The organism is Brooklawnia propionicigenes (genome assembly GCF_030297015.1).
Classification (GTDB): domain Bacteria; phylum Actinomycetota; class Actinomycetes; order Propionibacteriales; family Propionibacteriaceae; genus Brooklawnia; species Brooklawnia propionicigenes.
Window position 1 is genome coordinate 3,093,271 of the sequence record NZ_AP028056.1, and the last position, 17,546, is coordinate 3,110,816.

12 protein-coding genes and 2 pseudogenes are annotated in these 17,546 nt (G+C 66.5%); 12 read left to right on the forward strand and 2 right to left on the reverse strand.

The annotated features are described in order from the left end of the window. The first annotated feature begins 52 nt into the window (after positions 1–52). From hisI to QUE25_RS14240, 8 genes are all read left to right on the forward strand, one after another. The gene (gene hisI, locus QUE25_RS14205; protein WP_286266135.1) at positions 53–448 is read left to right on the forward strand and encodes a phosphoribosyl-AMP cyclohydrolase; all 396 of its coding nucleotides are present in this window, start codon (positions 53–55) and stop codon (positions 446–448) included. Next, a complete protein-coding gene (locus QUE25_RS14210) occupies positions 448–2,007 on the forward strand; it encodes an anthranilate synthase component I (RefSeq protein ID WP_286266137.1) in 1,560 nt (519 codons plus the stop codon). Before hisI ends, QUE25_RS14210 begins: the two co-directional genes overlap by 1 nt. Next, entirely contained in the window at positions 2,004–2,804 is an 801-nt protein-coding gene (trpC, locus tag QUE25_RS14215) for an indole-3-glycerol phosphate synthase TrpC (RefSeq protein WP_286266138.1), read from the forward strand. Before QUE25_RS14210 ends, trpC begins: the two co-directional genes overlap by 4 nt. A 2-nt stretch (positions 2,805–2,806) precedes the next feature. Beyond that, the gene (gene trpB, locus QUE25_RS14220) at positions 2,807–4,051 is read left to right on the forward strand and encodes a tryptophan synthase subunit beta (protein WP_286266140.1); all 1,245 of its coding nucleotides are present in this window, start codon (positions 2,807–2,809) and stop codon (positions 4,049–4,051) included. A 38-nt stretch (positions 4,052–4,089) separates the two neighbouring features. Continuing rightward, positions 4,090–4,905: a tryptophan synthase subunit alpha gene (gene trpA / locus QUE25_RS14225; RefSeq protein ID WP_286268588.1), complete on the forward strand. Its 816-nt coding sequence runs from the start codon at positions 4,090–4,092 to the stop codon at positions 4,903–4,905. Next, positions 4,902–5,780, forward strand: a complete 879-nt coding sequence (lgt, locus tag QUE25_RS14230; protein ID WP_286266142.1) for a prolipoprotein diacylglyceryl transferase — start codon at positions 4,902–4,904, stop codon at positions 5,778–5,780. Before trpA ends, lgt begins: the two co-directional genes overlap by 4 nt. An 85-nt stretch (positions 5,781–5,865) precedes the next feature. Then, entirely contained in the window at positions 5,866–10,389 is a 4,524-nt protein-coding gene (gene gltB, locus QUE25_RS14235; RefSeq protein ID WP_286266145.1) for a glutamate synthase large subunit, read from the forward strand. Continuing rightward, the gene (locus QUE25_RS14240) at positions 10,382–11,845 is read left to right on the forward strand and encodes a glutamate synthase subunit beta (protein ID WP_286266146.1); all 1,464 of its coding nucleotides are present in this window, start codon (positions 10,382–10,384) and stop codon (positions 11,843–11,845) included. The genes gltB and QUE25_RS14240 overlap by 8 nt, the downstream gene beginning before the upstream one ends. Before the next feature lie 189 nt (positions 11,846–12,034). Here the strand turns inward: QUE25_RS14240 and QUE25_RS14245 are convergent, their stop codons facing one another. Beyond that, complete coding sequence (locus QUE25_RS14245) at positions 12,035–13,354, reverse strand: enolase C-terminal domain-like protein (RefSeq protein ID WP_286266148.1); 1,320 nt, start codon at positions 13,352–13,354, stop codon at positions 12,035–12,037. Between the two features lie 10 nt (positions 13,355–13,364). After that, on the reverse strand, positions 13,365–14,330 hold the full coding sequence (locus tag QUE25_RS14250; protein WP_286266150.1) for a zinc-binding dehydrogenase: 966 nt from the start codon (positions 14,328–14,330) through the stop codon (positions 13,365–13,367). A gap of 157 nt (positions 14,331–14,487) precedes the next feature. Here QUE25_RS14250 and QUE25_RS14255 point away from each other — a divergent pair, with 157 nt between their 5' ends. The 4 genes and pseudogenes from QUE25_RS14255 (at position 14,488) to QUE25_RS14265 (ending at position 17,444) form a co-directional block, all read left to right on the forward strand. Next, the gene (locus QUE25_RS14255) at positions 14,488–16,068 is read left to right on the forward strand and encodes a PTS sugar transporter subunit IIABC family protein (protein ID WP_286266152.1); all 1,581 of its coding nucleotides are present in this window, start codon (positions 14,488–14,490) and stop codon (positions 16,066–16,068) included. 145 nt (positions 16,069–16,213) lie between these two features. Then, a pseudogene (locus QUE25_RS14950) lies at positions 16,214–16,366 on the forward strand (threonine/serine exporter family protein); the annotation flags it as partial. Then, positions 16,305–16,868, forward strand: a pseudogene (locus QUE25_RS14260) (threonine/serine exporter family protein); the annotation flags it as partial. The pseudogenes QUE25_RS14950 and QUE25_RS14260, both read left to right, overlap by 62 nt. After that, a complete protein-coding gene (locus tag QUE25_RS14265; protein WP_286268590.1) occupies positions 16,854–17,444 on the forward strand; it encodes a threonine/serine exporter family protein in 591 nt (196 codons plus the stop codon). The pseudogene QUE25_RS14260 and the gene QUE25_RS14265, both read left to right, overlap by 15 nt. Positions 17,445–17,546 lie beyond the last annotated feature (102 nt).

Below are 17,546 nucleotides of genomic sequence, written 5' to 3' on the forward strand. Positions count from 1 at the left end.
ACGAAGACAGCGCCGTTGGGCAGCCGCCGGCGAATGCGGAACAATAGGCCATATGTCCGAGTCGATTCCTCCGCTTTCGCCTGATATCGCTGCCAGGCTCACCCGCAACGCTCAGGGTCTCGTGCCGGCGATAGTGCAGGACGCCACCAGCGGACGGGTGCTGATGATGGCCTGGATGAACGACGATTCGCTCGCGCTCACTCTGGACACCCGCCAGGCCACCTACTGGTCGCGCAGCCGCGGCGAGCTGTGGCGCAAGGGTGCTACCAGCGGCCACACCCAACGGGTGCGCGAGGTATCCATCGACTGCGACGGTGACACCCTGCTGCTGGTCGTCGACCAGACCGGCCCCGCCTGTCACACCGGGGCGGAAAGCTGCTTCGACGCGGGCGGCGTACTGCTCGCCGACGACCCGGACGAAGCCCGCTCCACCGAGGACGATGCGTAATGATCGACGAGGCACAGATCCATCCCAGCCTTGATGAGTTCGTGGCTGCTGCCGACCGCCGAGTCATCAGCGTCTACGTCCGGCTGTTCGCCGACGACATCACCCCGGTCGGCGCCTTCCAGCAGTTGTGCGATCATCGGCCGGGCACCTTCTTGTTCGAGTCCGCGGAGCAGGGCACCTGGTCGCGCTGGTCATTCATCGGCGTGAACAATGTCGCCACCCTGATCGGAGACCGCGGCGAGTCGACCTGGACGCTGAACCGCCCGATCGCCGGGCTGCCGCAAACCGGACGCCCGCTGGACGTGCTGGACCAGGCCCTGCGTCTGCTGCACACTCCGCGCGATCCCGAGTTGCCGCCGTTCACCTCGGGAATGGTCGGCTATCTCGCCTACGACCTCATTCGTGAACGAGAGCGCATCCCCGACAGCAATCCCGATGACATCGGGGTGCCGGAGATGGTCATGATGGCCGCCGGCGATCTGGCGGTCCTCGATCATCACACCGGTGAGATCTGGCTGATCGCCAATGCTATCAATTTCGACGCGTCCTCACAGCGGGCCGCGCTGGCCTGGCACGACGCCGTTGCTCGCATCCAGCAGATGGCCGCCCGGCTCGCCGAACCGCACCGCAGCATGGTCGCCATCCGCACCGACGCAGCGCCCGCCGTGGTCCGACGCCAACGCAGCCACGAAGAGTTCGTCGAGATGGTTGAGACGGCGAAGGAGCACATCCGGGCCGGCGACATCTTCCAGGTGGTACCCAGCCAGCGTTTCGAGATCGACACGGACGCCGATGCCCTGGCCATCTACCGAGAACTGCGGCAGGCCAATCCCAGTCCCTATCTGTACCTGCTGCAACTCGAGCGCGACGGCAAGCAGTTCGCACTGGTGGGTTCCAGCCCCGAGGCACTGGTTACCGTCAAGTCCGGCCTGGCCACCACGCGTCCGATCGCGGGCACCCGGCCCCGGGGTGCCGACCCGGCGGCGGATCTGGGGCTGGAACGCGAGCTGCTGGCCGACGAGAAGGAACGCGCCGAACACCTGATGCTGGTGGATCTGGGCCGCAACGATCTGGGCAGGGTCTGCGAACCGGGCACCGTCGAGGTCACCGAGTTCATGCAGGTGCACCGCTACAGCCATGTCATGCACCTCGAAGCCAGCGTCAGCGGACGCATCAAGCCCGGCCACAGCGCCCTGGACGTCACCATGTCCTGTTTTCCGGCGGGCACCTTGTCGGGTGCCCCCAAGGTGCGCGCGATGCAGATCATCGACGAACTGGAGACAACCCGCCGCGGACCCTACGGGGGAGTGGTCGGCTACTTCGATTTCGCCGGCGATTCGGATGCTGCGATTGCGATCCGCACCGCTGTGATCAGCGACGGAATTGCCTATGTGCAAGCCGGCGCGGGGATCGTGGCGGACTCGGTGCCCGACAGCGAGGACCGCGAGACCCAGAACAAGGCAGCCGCCGTTCTCGGTGCGGTCTCGCGCGCGGGCAGACACGAGACCCTGTCGGTGAGTGCGGGTAGCGTCGATGACCGGGAACAGGAGGATGCATGAGCACCGTGCTCGACCAGATCATCGCCGGCGTCCGCGACGACCTGGCGGACCGCCAGTCGCAGACCCCGCTCGATCAGGTGATCGCGCAGATCGAGACCGCACCGGCAGTCCGCGATCCGATGCCGGCATTTCGTGCACCGCAACTGTCGATCATCTGCGAGGTCAAACGATCCAGCCCGTCCAAGGGGTCACTCGCCGAGATCTCCGACCCGGCAGAACTCGCGCTCGCCTATGCCGGGGGTGGTGCGGCGGCGATCTCGGTCCTGACCGAGCAGCGTCGCTTCGGCGGCTCGCTGGCCGATCTGGATCTGGTGCGGTGGCGGGTCGATCAGCCGATCCTTCGCAAGGACTTCACCGTCGAGCCGTACCAGATCTACGAAGCGCGTGCCCACGGCGCAGATCTCATTCTGCTGATCGTGGCAGCCCTCGATGACAAGCAGCTCAGCCGGCTCCATCAGCTGACGACCGAACTCGGCATGACCGCCCTGGTCGAGGTGCACACTCCTGAAGAAGCGCGGCGGGCGGTGGCTCTGGGTGCTGAGCTGATCGGCGTCAACAACCGGAACCTCAAGACCCTCGACGTGGATCTGTCGATGTTCGAGCGCATCGCCGGGGCCATCCCCGACGGCGTGGTCAAGGTCGCCGAATCAGGAATCAAGTCCCCCGCGCATGCAGCGCGCGTCAGCGCTGCCGGCGCCCACGCCATTCTGGTCGGCGAAGCGCTGGTCACCGACGCCCACCCCGGGGCGGCGATCGCTGCGATGATCGCCGCCGGTTCCATCAACTCTCAGGAATAACGATGAAGCTCTCTGATTTCCCCGACATGCGCGGTCACTTCGATGCCTTCGGGGGCAGGTTCGTCCCCGAGGCGCTGATCCCAGCGCTGCAAGAGTTGGACGCCGAGTTCGAGCAGGCCCAACACGATCCGGCGTTCGGCGAGGAGTTGCGCGACCTGCAGGTCAACTACGCCGGACGCCCGAGCCCGCTCACCGAGGCCAAGCGTTTCAGCGAGTACTGCGGCGGCGCCCAGATGCTGCTCAAGCGCGAGGATCTCAACCACACCGGTTCGCACAAGATCAACAATGTCCTGGGTCAGGGACTGCTGACCCGCCGAATGGGCAAGACCCGGGTGATCGCCGAGACCGGTGCCGGTCAGCATGGCGTGGCGACCGCCACCGTCGCAGCGCTGTTCGGTATGGAGTGCCGCATCTACATGGGCGAGGTGGACACCCAGCGTCAGGCGCTCAACGTGGCCCGCATGCAGCTGCTCGGCGCCGAGGTGGTTTCGGTGGCAGCCGGAAGCCGCACCCTCAAGGATGCGATGAACGAGGCCATGCGGGATTGGGTGACCAATGTCGACAACACCCACTACCTGATCGGATCGGCCTCGGGCCCGCATCCGTTCCCCAAGATCGTCCGCGAGTTCCAGCGGATCATCTCCACCGAGACCCGCGCCACGATGCTGGAGCGCTACGGCCGGCTGCCCGATGCGGTTTGCGCCTGCGTCGGTGGGGGATCGAATGCCATCGGTATGTTCGCCGATTTCATCGACGATCCCGAGGTCGGGCTGTACGGCTTCGAAGCCGGCGGCGAGGGAGTCGAGACCGGACATCATGCCGCATCCATCACCGGCGGCTCGGTCGGCGTGCTGCACGGCACCCGCACCTTCGTGCTCCAGGACGACGATGGCCAGACCATCGAATCGCACTCCATTTCGGCAGGACTCGACTATCCGGGCGTCGGCCCACAGCATGCACAGCTGGCCAAATCCGGGCGTGCCCATTACGAGCCGGTCACCGATGCCGAAGCGATGGACGCGTTCCAGCTGCTCTGCCGCACCGAGGGCATCATGCCGGCCATCGAATCCGCACACGCGGTCGCCGGGGCCCGCAGGCTCGCATTGCGGCTGACCGAGCAGGATCCGCAGACCAGACCGGTGATCGTGGTCAACATCTCCGGTCGCGGCGACAAGGACGTGGACACCGCGATGAAGTATTTCGGCATCCGCGGTGAGGCCGATCATTCGACGGGAGCCCTGAAGTGAACACAGCTGGTACGAACGTGCTCGATGCCCGGCTCGGCATCTCGGGTCAGGTACTGAAGGCCGCCAAGGACGAAGGGCGCTCCGCTTTGGTCGGCTACCTGCCGGTCGGCTACCCGACCGTGCCCGGTTCGCTTGCGGCCATGCGCGCCCTGGTGGAAGGCACCGACGGCGTGGGCGTCGACCTGGTCGAGATCGGCATGCCCTATTCGGACCCGATGATGGACGGGCTGGTCATCCAGCACGCCACCACCAAGGCTCTCGAACGCGGAGTGCACACCCACGATCTGTTCACCGCGGTGGAGACCGTCGCCGCAGCCGGCGCCACCCCGATGGTGATGATCTACTGGAATCTGGTCTACCGCTATGGGGTGGAGGCCTTCGCACGCGATCTGGCCGCCGCCGGAGGTGCGGGACTGATCACCCCCGATCTGACTCCCGACGAGGCCGGGGAGTGGGTGGCGGCTTCGGACGCCCACGGGCTGGACCGGATCTTCCTCATCGCGCCGAGTTCGTCGGATGAGCGCATCACCACGACGATGGGCGCCTGCCGCGGCTGGGTCTACGCGACGTCGGTGATGGGAGTCACCGGAGCACGTGCTCAGACCTCGTCGGCCGCCCCGGTCATCGTCGAGCGTGCCCGGGCCGCCGATCCCAGCCTTCCGGTGGGCGTTGGCCTCGGAGTGTCGAACAGCGACCAAGCGGCCGAAGTCGGCGCCTACGCCGACGCGGTCATCGTCGGCTCGGCGCTGGTCAGCTGCCTCATCTCCGCCGAAGAGGCGGGCAACGACGACCTTCGTCCGCTGCGCGAGAAGGTCGCCGATCTGGCGGCCGGAGTGCGTCGGACCGGCCGATGATTTCGCTGGAGATTCCAGCACCGCCGATCAGCGGATTCTCGCTGGGCGGTCTGGTGATTCACTTCTACGCGATCTGCGTGCTGGCCGGGATCGTGGTGGCCGCTTGGCTGAGCCGCAAACGCTTCGCCGCACGCGGGGGCGACACCGATCGCTTCGATTCGGCGGTCTTCATCATCGTGATCGCCGGCATAATCGGCGCCCGGCTGTATCACGTGATCACTGACTATCAGCTCTATTTCGGTCCCGGACGCAATCCCTGGCAGGCCCTGAACATCCGCAACGGTGGGCTGGGGATCTGGGGTGGAGTGATGGTCGGCGCGCTGGCCGCCTGGCTGGTCTGCCGCCGCTACCGGCTCGACTTCCCGGCCTTCGCCGACACACTGGCTCCGGGGTTGCTGTTCGCGCAGGCGATCGGCAGGCTCGGCAACTGGTTCAACCAGGAGCTGTTCGGGCGTCCCACCGATCTGCCGTGGGGGCTCTACGTCGATCCGCAGTACCGGCCGGTCGGCTACGAGTCCTACGACACCTTTCAACCCACCTTCGCCTACGAGATGGTCTGGAACACCATCGGCGGTTTCGTCCTGCTGTGGGCCGAGAGTCGTTTCAAGCTCGGCCGGGGTAAACTTTTTAGTTGCTATGTCCTGTGGTACACGTTCGGGCGCTTCTTCATCGAGGCCGTCCGCATCGACCCGGTGAATCATGTCGGCGGCTGGCGGGTCAACAGCTACGTCTCGGTGATCTGCTTTGTCGGTGCGCTGGTCTTGTTGATCTGGCAGTTGCGCAAACGGCCCGGTGTCATGTTGTGGCCCTTCGGTTTCCCCGCCGCGGGCGCAGGATTGGCACCGGCTCGACCACGCGCTGAAAAGAGTCTGTAACACATTGAAAACAACCTGTAACACATCCGGGTTACTCTTCAGGACTGGACCGTGTCTACCGGGCGGCGCCCAGACAGGAGTGCAGATGACTTCGACAAGTTCGGTACCCAGCAGGCAGGGGCTCTACGATCCCAGCTACGAGCACGACGCGTGCGGCGTAGCCTTCGTTGCCAAGCTCGACGGCAAGCCCACCCATGAGCTGGTTCTGGACGGCCTGACGGCTCTGGCCAATCTCGACCACCGCGGCGCGACCGGCGCCGACGCGGCGGCCGGTGACGGCGCGGGTATTCTCGTCCAGATTCCGGACGCTTTCCTGCGCGAACGAGTCGATTTCATGCTGCCCCCGGTGGGGGAGTACGCGGTGGGTATGGCCTACCTGCCCACCGACGAAGCCGAACGCGAGATGGCGATGATCTCGATCGAGAAGATCGCCCTCGAGGAACGCCTCAAGGTACACGGCTGGCGTGAGGTGCCGGTGCGCACCGAGACGCTCAGCCCGATCTCGTTGGGCGTCATGCCGCACATGATGTTGCTGTTCGTCAGCGACCGCAAACACGCCAGCGGCATCGATCTCGACCGGCTGGTCTTCCCGTTGCGCCGCCGGGCACGTTTCGAGGCGGGCATCTATTTCTCGTCGCTGTCGGCCCGCACGCTGGTCTACAAGGGTATGCTGACGACCTCTCAGCTGTCCGAGGTCTACCCCGATCTGACCGACGAGAGCTTCACCTCGGCCATCGCGCTGGTGCATTCGCGCTTCTCGACGAACACGTTCCCGTCGTGGCCGCTGGCTCACCCGTACCGGATGATCGCGCACAACGGCGAGATCAACACCGTCAAGGGCAACCGCAACTGGATGCGCGCCCGCGAATCGCTGCTGGCCAGCGATCTGATTCCCGGCGATCTGGACCGGCTGTTCCCGATCTGTGAGCCCGGTGATTCCGACTCTGCGTCCTTCGATCAGGTGCTGGAGTTGCTGCATCTGGGCGGACGCTCGCTGCCGCATGCCGTGATGATGATGGTGCCCGAAGCGTGGCAGCACAACGACGACCTCCCGCAGGCTCACCGCGACTTCTTCGACTACCACGCCTGCTTGATGGAGCCGTGGGACGGCCCGGCATGTATCAGCTTCACCGACGGCACCTTGATCGGGGCGACGCTGGACCGCAACGGGCTTCGTCCGGCTCGCTACTGGGTGACCGACGACCGGGTGATCTTCGCGTCCGAAGCCGGCGTGCTCGATGTGCCGGCCGCACAGGTTCGCGAGAAGGGACGCCTGACGCCGGGCCGGATGCTGCTGGTCGACCTGGCCAGCCACCGGCTGATCGACGATCAGGAGATCAAGGACCAGTTGGCTGCCGAGCACCCCTACGGTGAATGGCTGAAGCAGGGCCGGGTCTTCTTGAACGATCTGCCCGAGCGTACCCACATCGTGCACGGTTCGAGTTCGGTGGCGCGCCGCCAGCAGGTCTTCGGCTACTCGCACGAAGAGCTCGCCATGATCATCGCGCCGATGGCCAACACGGGCGCCGAACCGATCGGCTCGATGGGCTCCGACACTCCGCTGCCGGTGCTGTCGGACAAGCCGCGCTCGCTGTTCGACTACTTCAGCCAGCTCTTCGCTCAGGTCACCAACCCGCCGCTGGACGCCATCCGCGAGGAATTGGTCACCTCGCTCGAGGTGCGCACCGGTCCGCAGGGCAATCTGCTGTCGCCGGGGCCCGAATCGGCCAACCAGCTGGTCATCAGCTCCCCGGTGATCGACTCGGAGCAGCTGTCGAAGATCGTTCACCTGGCCGAGCGCGCCGACAACCCGAACGGGCTGACCAGGGTCATCACCTGCCTCTACGATGCCGCCGGCGGCCCCGAGGCGCTGCGTGATCGCTTGGCCGAGATGCGTGACGAGATCACCGCGGCCATCGAGGACGGCGCGCTGTACATCGTGCTCAGCGACCGGCATTCCAACGATTCGCGGGCTCCGATTCCGTCCCTGCTGTCCACGGCGAACATGCATCACCACCTGGTGCGGCTGAAGATGCGCGCCAATATCGGCATGATCGTCGAGGCCGGTGATGTGCGGGAGGTGCATCATCTTGCCCTGCTGGTCGGCTACGGCGCGGCGGCGGTCAACCCTTACCTGCTTTTCGAGAGCGCCGAAGATCTGGCTCGCCGCGAGCTGCTGGTGACGGTGCCACCTGAAAAGGCCATTCACAACGTGATCAGTGCGCTCGAGCACGGCCTGCTCAAGGTGATGAGCAAGATGGGCGTGTCCACGATGGCGTCCTACGGCGGCGCGGAGATCTTCGAGGCCGTCGGCCTCAACAGTGAGTTCATGGCGGAGTTCTTCCCCGGCACGAGTTCGCGGGTCGAGGGCATCGGCTTGGACGAACTGGCTCACGATATCGCCGAGCATCACCGCAACGCCTACCCGGCGACCAATGCGCTGCCGCACCGCACCCTGATCACCGGTGGCCAGTACAAGTGGCGTCGCGAGGGCGAACAGCATCTGTTCGATCCGGAAAGCGTCTTCCGCTTGCAGTACGCCACCCGGACCGGACGCTATGACGTGTTCAAGCGCTACACCGCGCGGGTCGACGACCGGTCGTCGCGGCTCATGACGTTGCGTGCCTTGCTGGAGCTGAAGCCCGCTGCCACGCCGATCGATATCGATGAGGTCGAGCCGGTCTCGTCCATCGTGAAGCGGTTCAGCACCGGCGCGATGAGTTACGGCTCGATCAGCCTGGAGGCTCACCAGACGCTCGCCATCGCGATGAACCGGCTGGGCGCTCGCTCGAACACCGGTGAGGGTGGCGAGGATCCCGAGAGGTTGCACGATCCGGAGCGCTGCTCCGCGATCAAGCAGGTGGCCTCCGGTCGCTTCGGCGTGACCTCGGAGTACCTGAGCTATGCCCGAGATCTGCAGATCAAGATGGCGCAGGGTGCCAAGCCGGGCGAGGGCGGTCAGCTGCCCGGCCCGAAGGTGTACCCGTGGATCGCGAGGACCCGGCATTCGACACCTGGTATCGGCCTGATCAGCCCGCCGCCGCACCACGACATCTACTCGATCGAGGATCTCAAGCAGTTGATCCACGACCTCAAGTGCGCCAATCCGTCGGCTCGGGTGCACGTCAAGCTGGTCTCCGAGATCGGTGTGGGCACGGTCGCCGCCGGCGTCAGCAAGGCGAAGGCCGATGTGGTGCTGATCTCCGGCCACGACGGTGGTACCGGTGCGGCTCCGTTGACCTCGATCAAGCATGCGGGCGGCCCGTGGGAGCTCGGCTTGGCCGAGACCCAGCAGACCCTGCTGCTCAATGGCCTGCGCGACCGCATTGTGGTGCAGTGCGATGGTCAGTTGAAGACCGGACGCGATGTCATCATCGCGGCGCTGTTGGGAGCCGAGGAGTTCGGTTTCGCGACGACCGCCCTGGTCACCTCGGGATGCATCCTGATGCGCGTCTGCCACAAGGACACTTGCCCGGTGGGCGTGGCGACCCAGAACCCGGAACTGCGCGCGAAGTTCGCCGGCAAGCCCGAGTACGTCGTCAACTTCATGGAGTTCATCGCCCAGGAGGTGCGCGAATACCTGGCGCTGCTCGGCTTCCGCACGCTCGAAGAGGCAGTCGGACGAGTCGACATGCTGGAAACCCGGGCAGCCGTCGGCCACTACAAGGCGCGGGGCTTGGATCTGTCGCCGGTGCTCCACCAGGTGGTGGTTCCCGAGGGAACCGTTCGTCACCAGGTCATCGAGCAAGATCACGAACTTGATCAGGCTCTGGACGTGGAGATGATCAAGATCGCCGCGCCCGCCCTGGAATCTGGCGAGCCGGTGGTCGGTATCCTGCCGATCCGCAATGTCGATCGCACCGTCGGCACCATCTTGGGCCACGAGGTCACGATGGCCACCGAAGGCAAGGGCCTGCCGGACGACACGATCCGCTTCGAGTTCGTCGGCACCGCCGGCCAGAGCTTCGGAGCCTTCCTGCCCAAGGGCATCAGCCTGCTGCTGACCGGTGATGCCAACGATTACCTCGGCAAGGGGCTATCGGGCGGGCACATCGCCGCGCGGTGCGATCCTGCGTCCACCTTCGACGCCAGCACCCAGATCATCGCCGGCAATGTCATCGGCTACGGCGCTACCTCGGGCGAGATCTTGCTGAATGGTGTTGTGGGGGAGCGGTTCTGCGTCCGTAACTCAGGTGCGACCGCCGTGGTCGAAGGCGTCGGTGATCACGGCTGCGAGTACATGACCGGCGGCGAGGCGCTCATCATCGGTCCGACCGGACGCAACCTGGCAGCCGGCATGTCGGGAGGCATCGCCTGGGTGCTGGACATGCGTCCCGAGGTGCTGAACACCGAGTATGTCGATGCGGTCCCGATGACCGATGCCGACGTCCGGCGTGTCACCGAGCTGTTGAAGACTCATCACGAGGTCACCGGCTCGACGCGGGCGGCCGAGTTGCTGGCTCTGCCACGCGACGTGCTCGCCAGTCGCTTCACCAAGCTGGAACCACGTGATTTCGCGCGAGTGATGCGCGCCCAGGCCGAGGCGAAAGCCAATGGCCTTCCCCAGACCGAAGTGACCGAGATCATGATGGAGGCTGCTCGTGGCTGATCCGACGGGATTCATGACCACTCCTCGCGAGGTCGCCGAGCGGCGCCCGGTGGCGCAGCGAGTGGAGGACTGGAACGAGGTCTACCCCGGGACTCCCGGTATCGCACTGCTGCCGATCATCGTCAAGCAGGCGGGCCGCTGCATGGACTGCGGCATCCCGTTCTGCCACAACGGCTGCCCGCTGGCGAACCTCATCCCGGAATGGAACGACCTGCTGTGGCGCGATGAATGGCAGGACGCCCTGGAGCGGCTGCACGCCACCAACAACTTCCCGGAGTTCACCGGGCGGCTGTGCCCGGCGCCGTGCGAAACCGCGTGCGTGGAAGGCATCAACCGCGATCCGGTGACCATCAAGAACGTCGAGGTCGCACTGATCGACAAGGGCTGGGCCGACCGCCGGGTCACCCCGCAGGTGCCGGACTGGCACACCTTGAAGACGGTCGCGGTGGTCGGTTCGGGACCGGCCGGACTGGCGGTGGCTCAGCAGCTGACCCGCGCCGGACACACTGTGGTCGTCTACGAGCGAGCCGACGCGATCGGCGGTCTGCTGCGTTACGGCATCCCCAACTTCAAGATGGAGAAGTCGGTCCTCGACCGGCGGCTCAAGCAGATGGTGCTCGAAGGCACCACCTTCAAGCCGTCCACCAAGGTCGGCAGCGACATCACCGGCGAGCAGCTGCTCGAGCGGTTCGACGCGGTGGTGCTGGCGATCGGTTCGACGCGTCCGCGTGACCTCCCGGTGCCCGGCCGTGAACTGGACGGCATCCATCAGGCGATGGAGTACCTGACCCAGGCCACCAAGGCGCTGAAGGGCCAGGTCCCCGGACAGATCAGCGCCGAGGGCAAGGACGTCATCGTCATCGGCGGTGGCGACACCTCGAACGACTGCCTCGGCACTGCGCTGCGGCAGGGCGCCCGATCGGTGACCCAGCTGGAGATCATGCCTCATCCGCCGGCCGAGCGTCCCGCGTCCCAGCCGTGGCCGACCTACCCGATGATCTATCGGATCGCTTCGGCGAACGAGGAGGGCGGCGAGCGGCTGTACTCGGTGAACACCAGCGAGTTCCTCGGTGAGAACGGTCAGGTGTCGGGGCTACGGATCGTCGAGGTCGAGGGGCCGGCCACCCGGTTCGCGCCGATCGAGGGTACCGAGCGCGTCATCCCGGCTCAGCTGGTGCTGCTCGCCATGGGTTTCCTCGGTCCGGAAGCCGATGGGGTTGTCTCGCAGCTGGGCGTCGAGTTGGACGCGCGCGGCAATATCTCTCGCGACGATCACTATCAGACCAGCGTGCCGGGCGTCTTCGCCTGCGGTGATGCCGGACGCGGTCAGTCGCTGATCGTGTGGGCCATCGCCGAGGGGCGCAGCTGCGCCAACGGTGTGGACACGTTCCTGTCCGGCGAGGAAAGCATCCTGCCGCGTCCGATCAACCCCAGCGACCGCCAAGTCCTGGCCTGACCCCCCGCCGCCGCGCTCGCGCTCCCCGCGCCGCGCCCGGTCCGCCCGCGCCCGGTCCGTTCCCGCGCCCGAAATACGAAGCTGCGCCCGATATATCGGGCGCAGCTTCGTATTCGGGGCGCAAGAACCGGTGCCGTCCCGGGCGGCGCGGGCTCCGGAGGGGCAGCGGGCTCTGGAGGGGCCGCGGGGTCAGGAGCGGGCGGCGGCCCAGTAGCTGCCGTCGGGGAAGCGGAACTCCTCGATGGAGGCAGTCAGTATCTCGGTGTTGTAGCCGGCGTCCCCGGTCACCTGGTAGCGTCCACCTGCGACCCGCACCGGGTGGACGAAATGCTCGTGCAGGTTGTCGACGTACTCGGTGATGCGCCCCTCGTAGCTGCCCGAGACGGCGACGTAGTCGAGCATGGACGCGTGGTGGACCATCTCACACAGCCCGACACCACCGGCGTGGGGGCAGACCGGCACCTCGAAGTGGGCAGCCAGCAGTAGCACGGCGAGGATCTCGTTCAGGGAGGCCAGGCGTCCGGCGTCGATCTGGCAATAGTCGATCGCGCCGGCCTCGAGAAACTGCTTGAACATCACCCGGTTGTGGCAGTGCTCACCGGTGGCGATACCGATCGGCGCCACTCCTTCGCGCACCTTGCGGTGGCCGAGGATGTCGTCGGGGCTGGTCGGTTCCTCGATCCATCGCAGATCGAATTCCTTCAGGGCATTGACCCACTCGATGGCGGTGGGCACGTCCCACACCTGGTTCGCGTCGATCATCAGCGGTCGATCCGGGCCGATCGCTTCCCGGGCCTTACGGCAGCGGCGAATATCGTCAGCAAGATTCGCGCCGACCTTGAGCTTGACCGCGGTGAAGCCCAGTTGCTCCTGCTCGGCGATGATGCGCAGCATCTTCTCGTCGGAGTAGCCGAGCCAGCCGGCCGCCGTGGTGTAGGCGGGGTACCCCTTGGCCTCCAGATCGGCGATGCGCTCCGCCTTGCCGGGTTCGGCCTTGCGGAGGATCTCGAGTGCGCGTTCGCGAGGCAGCACGTCGGCCAGATAGCGCAGGTCGGCGATGTCCACCAGCTGCTCGGGTGTCATATCGGCGAGCAGCCGCCAGACCGGTTTGCCGGCCAGTCGTCCGGCCAGGTCCCAGGCCGCGTTCATGACCGCCGACAAGGCAAGATGAACGACACCTTTCTCCGGGCCCAGCCAGCGTAGCTGTGAATCCGAGCACAGACTCAGGTAGGTGCCGCCCATGTCGGCGACCATCTGGTCGACGTCGCGTCCGATCAGCCGGTTCACGATCTCCCGAGCAGCCATGCAGACGATGTCGTTGCCGCGTCCGATAGTGAACGTGATGCCGTACCCGGCCAGCGGCTGCCCGGCGGCGTCGAGGCCATCGGTGTGCAGCACGACATAGCTCGCCGAGTAGTCGCCGTCGGGGTTCATCGCGTCCGAGCCGTCGGCCTCCAGCGAGGTCGGGAAGCGGATGTCGATGGTTTCGGCCGAAGTGATGATGGCCATTGTTCTCCTGTCAGTGGTTGAAGACGATATTGCCGAAGACGTCGCCGGCCGCCATGCGGGCGAAACCCTTGCGGGCTTGGTCGAGCGGGAGTTCCTGATCGATCACCGGCTGGATGCCGGTGGCCTGCACGAAGGCCAGCAGATCGCGCAACTCGCCGATGGTGCCGGCTGTGGAGCCGTGGATGCGCAGTTCACGGAAGAAGATCTTGGTGAGTTCGGTCTTGGACGGGTCCCCGGTGGTCGCCCCGCAGGTCACCAGCGTGCCCCCGGGTCGCAAGACATTGATCGAGTGGCTCCAGGTCGCCGCACCGACATTGTCGATGACCGCATCCACCTTTTCCGGTAGCCGGGCACCGGACGCGAAGACCTGCTCGGCGCCGAGGTCGAGCGCCCGCAGCCGACGGTCCTCGTCCCGGCTGGTCACCCAGACCCGCAGGCCGGCTGCTGCGGCCAGCTGGGTCGCGGCCGAGTTCACGCCGCCGCCCGCACCCTGAATGAGCACCAGATCGCCCGGACGAAGACCCGCCTGGGTGAACAGCATCCGGTAAGCGGTCAGCAGGGTGACCGAGCACAGTGCTGCGGTGCTCCAGCTCAGCTGGGCCGGCTTGGGCACCAGGTGATGGGTGGGCACCAGCACCTTTTCCGCGAATGTGCCGTCGACGCCCTCCGACAGCATCGTCCGATGCGGATCGAGTGGATCGGGGCCACTCCAGCCCGGACTGGTGACGATGCTGTGGATGACGACCTCGTTGCCGTTCTCGTCGATTCCTGCGCCGTCGCAGCCAAGAATCCGCGGCAGTTGGTCGGGGCGCAGTCCGACGCCCTTCAGCGACCACAGATCGTGCCGGTTCAGGCTGCTCGTCCGCATGGTGATGATGCTCCAGCCGTCCTTCGGCTCCGGTTCCGGGCGTTCGCCGATCTGCAAACCGGCCAGAGGATCGGTGGACGACAATGACACAGCGCTGACTGCCAACATGCCTGCAACGCTAGTTCATTGGTTCGCCGGGTCGCCACGCCCGGCCGAGGGCGCTGCCGCGTCCATCTGGCGGGCACGGCCTGGCGGCCGATGCCATCGGGGGCACTGTTCTGGCTGGGTGAGGCATCGCTCACCGTGAACCGTCGAGGAGGAAACCATGGATTCCGGCACGCGCAGTGTGGCGATCATCGGAAGCAGTGGTGGCAATCTCAGGTCGCAGGGCGGCGACGATCCCGCCGGGCTGCTGAGCGAGATCATCCGCCAGTTGTCCACCGCAGGTCTCACCGTCGCGGCAGTGCAATTCGTGGCCGCCGCCTCATCGATGGAGTCGGCAGCTGGGTCCACACCCGCCGCGCTGTGGGTGCTGGACGAACAACTGCGTCCCGAAGTCGCGATGGACGGCACCTTGGAGCAGATCAACGCCGCCGCCCGCCAGGCCGATGCGGCGCTAGCCGCCCAGGTCGCGGCGGGCGAGATCGATGGCCTGGTACTGGTCAGCTGTGATCCGGGCGACACCAACTCGAAGGCGATCACCGCCGCGGCAGCGGCCGGGCTGCCGGCTGTCGGCACCGGTGGCACGTCGATCGCCGGGGCACAGGCGGCCGGACTGACGGTGGTCGCGGCCTCCGGTACCACCGGGTCGACCAACCGCACACGCGCGGTCTCCTATGCCTCGGGACTCGCCCGGCACTGGAAGCTCAAGTACTTGCCCTCCCTGGGATCCGCAGAAGCGGGCGCCGGCACGACGGAATCGCCGTGGCGGCGGATCAGTATCCGCGGCATCATGGTGCCCGCCATTCCCGCCTTCATCGCCATGGCTGTGGTGTTGGCGATCTCCAAGATCCCCGGGTTGGACGGCCTCACCCCGGCCTTCGACGCCCTGATCGCCGGTATCCCCGTGGTGGTGGCGATCGTGGCCGCCCGCAAGATCTCGGGCCTGGACGAGGTGGGCGTGGTGGCGGGCGCAGTCGCCGGCCTGCTGTCGGTGAACGGCGGCATCATCGGCGGGCTGGTCGGCGGCGTGCTGGCCGGTATCAGCGTCTACTACCTGATGCGGCGGACGCTGGCGTGGGGCTGGCCGGTCACCACCGCGAATATCGTCTCGGCCGGCCTTTCGGGTCTGGTGTCGGGGTTGGTCGTCTTCTTCGTGCTGGCTCCGGCTACCAGCTGGCTCGGCGGCGCGGTGAAGGCCGGTATCGAGGCGCTGGTCGGTTTCAATCCGCTGCTGGCCGGTGCGGTCGCCGGTCTGGTGATGTGGCCGGCGATCATGTTCGGCATCTACCACTCGGTGATTCTGCCCCTGGTGCTGGTGGAGATGAGCGAGAAGGGACACAGCTTCTTCGGGGCGATCGACATGACCTCGCTGGTGATGGTCAGCCTGGGCATCACCCTGGCCAATATCGTGCGTCCGCGCTCGTCGGGTGAGCGGGCCCTGGCCGCCTCGGGCGCCTCGATCAACTTCTTCTTCGGCACCTTCGTGGAGGCCGCGTACCCATTCATGTTCGCCGACAAGCGGGTCTTCGCGTCTGCCCTGGCCGCTGCGACCGTCGGCGGGGCAGTGGTGGGCATCACCGGTTCGGAGGCCACCGCCTATCTGCCGGCCTTCGTGGCCCCGTTCGTCTCGACGAATGCACTCGGTCTGACGCTGGCGATGGTCGCCGCGGCCGGCACCGCGTTCATCTTGACCCTGCTGTCGAATATCTCGGCCAGCCGGAAGCTGACCGGGGGCCGAGCCTGAGTCTGCCCATGTCGGACGAGAAGAGAACGCGATGACATCCGGCCAGAACCCGCCGAACGACCCAGGCGATCGGACGAACGAGGTCGACGACGTCGACATCGGGCCAGGTGCCCTCCTCGCGGAGAAATCGGACGCCGTGTGCCGAATGGGATCGCTGATGCTCACCTCGGGCACCGGCTCCTATCGGGTCAAGGCGGCCATGGGACGCGTGGCTCAAGCGCTGGGCATCGACCAGATTGAGGCGCAGGTCAGCCTCAACGAGATCGTGGCCACCACCCGCGCCCACGGCACCTTCCGCACCCAGGTGGTGGAGGTGGGCCTCTGCTGGGCTCACGGCGGCCACCCTCCAGCATCAGCTCGACCGGGTCGAGCAGCGTCGACCGCTGTATCCGACCGGCCTCGTGATCGCCGCGGCGGCGGGCGCCTGCGCAGCGTTCGCCTTCCTCAACAACGGGCGTTGGCAGGAGTGCGTCGCAGCCGGAATTGCAGCCGCCGCGGGCAAATGCGTCCAGCTGGCGCTGAGCCGGGTCCGGCTGAACTAACTCGCCATCGTGGCAGTGGCAGCCTGCGCGGCCTGTCTGGTCTACGTGCTGTCCGCGGAAGTCTTGCGATGGGCGTTGCCGGACGCTGCCGAACCCCTCCATGCTGCGGCTTTCACCTCGGCCATCCTGTTCCTGGTGCCCGGGTTCCCGCTACTGACGGCGGGGATCGATCTGGCACGTTTCGACTTCACATCGGGCATGTCCCGGTTGCTCTACGCCGCGATGATCACACTCGCCTGTGGAATGGGAGCGTGGCTGATCGCCTGGGCATTCGGGCTGGTTCCCACCGAGATACCGGCACCGGACCTGTCGTGGTGGTCGCTGGCAGGTCTGCGGATTCTCGCCAGTTACCTGGGCGTGCTGGGGTTCGCCGTCACCTTCAACACGCCCATTCGGGTCGCGCTGTGGTGTTCGGGGATCGGCGCGGTGGCCAATCTCGGCCGGCTGTCGGCGATCGATGCCGGAGCGAACCCCTTGTTGTGCGCGACCCTGGCGACCACGGCCGTCGGCCTGATGGCGGCGTGGGCGTCCCAGCGGGTCCTGTCCGCGCGCATCACCTTGTCGGTTCCCGCCGTGTTGATCATGGTCCCGGGAGCGAGCGCCTTCCGGGCGCTGATCGCCATGATCAACCACGATCCGCTGAGCGCACTGGCCAACGGCTTGACCAGCCTGAGCGTGGTCGTCTGTCTGGCCGCCGGCCTGGCGATCGCCCGGATGGTCTCCGACCCGGCCTGGATCTCGGCGAACCCGTCGTGGACCCAGATGCCACGCACCCACGCCCAGCAGGCCTTGCGCGCCCATCTCCAGCAGCCCCCGCAGGACGATGCTGACTAGGTGAGACACCATCGTGTGAAGTCGCCACGGGCAGGCCTCCGAGGCATCGGGCAGTCCATCGGAGACCGGAGCGGCCCGCGCGCGCCGCTAGACTCGCTACCC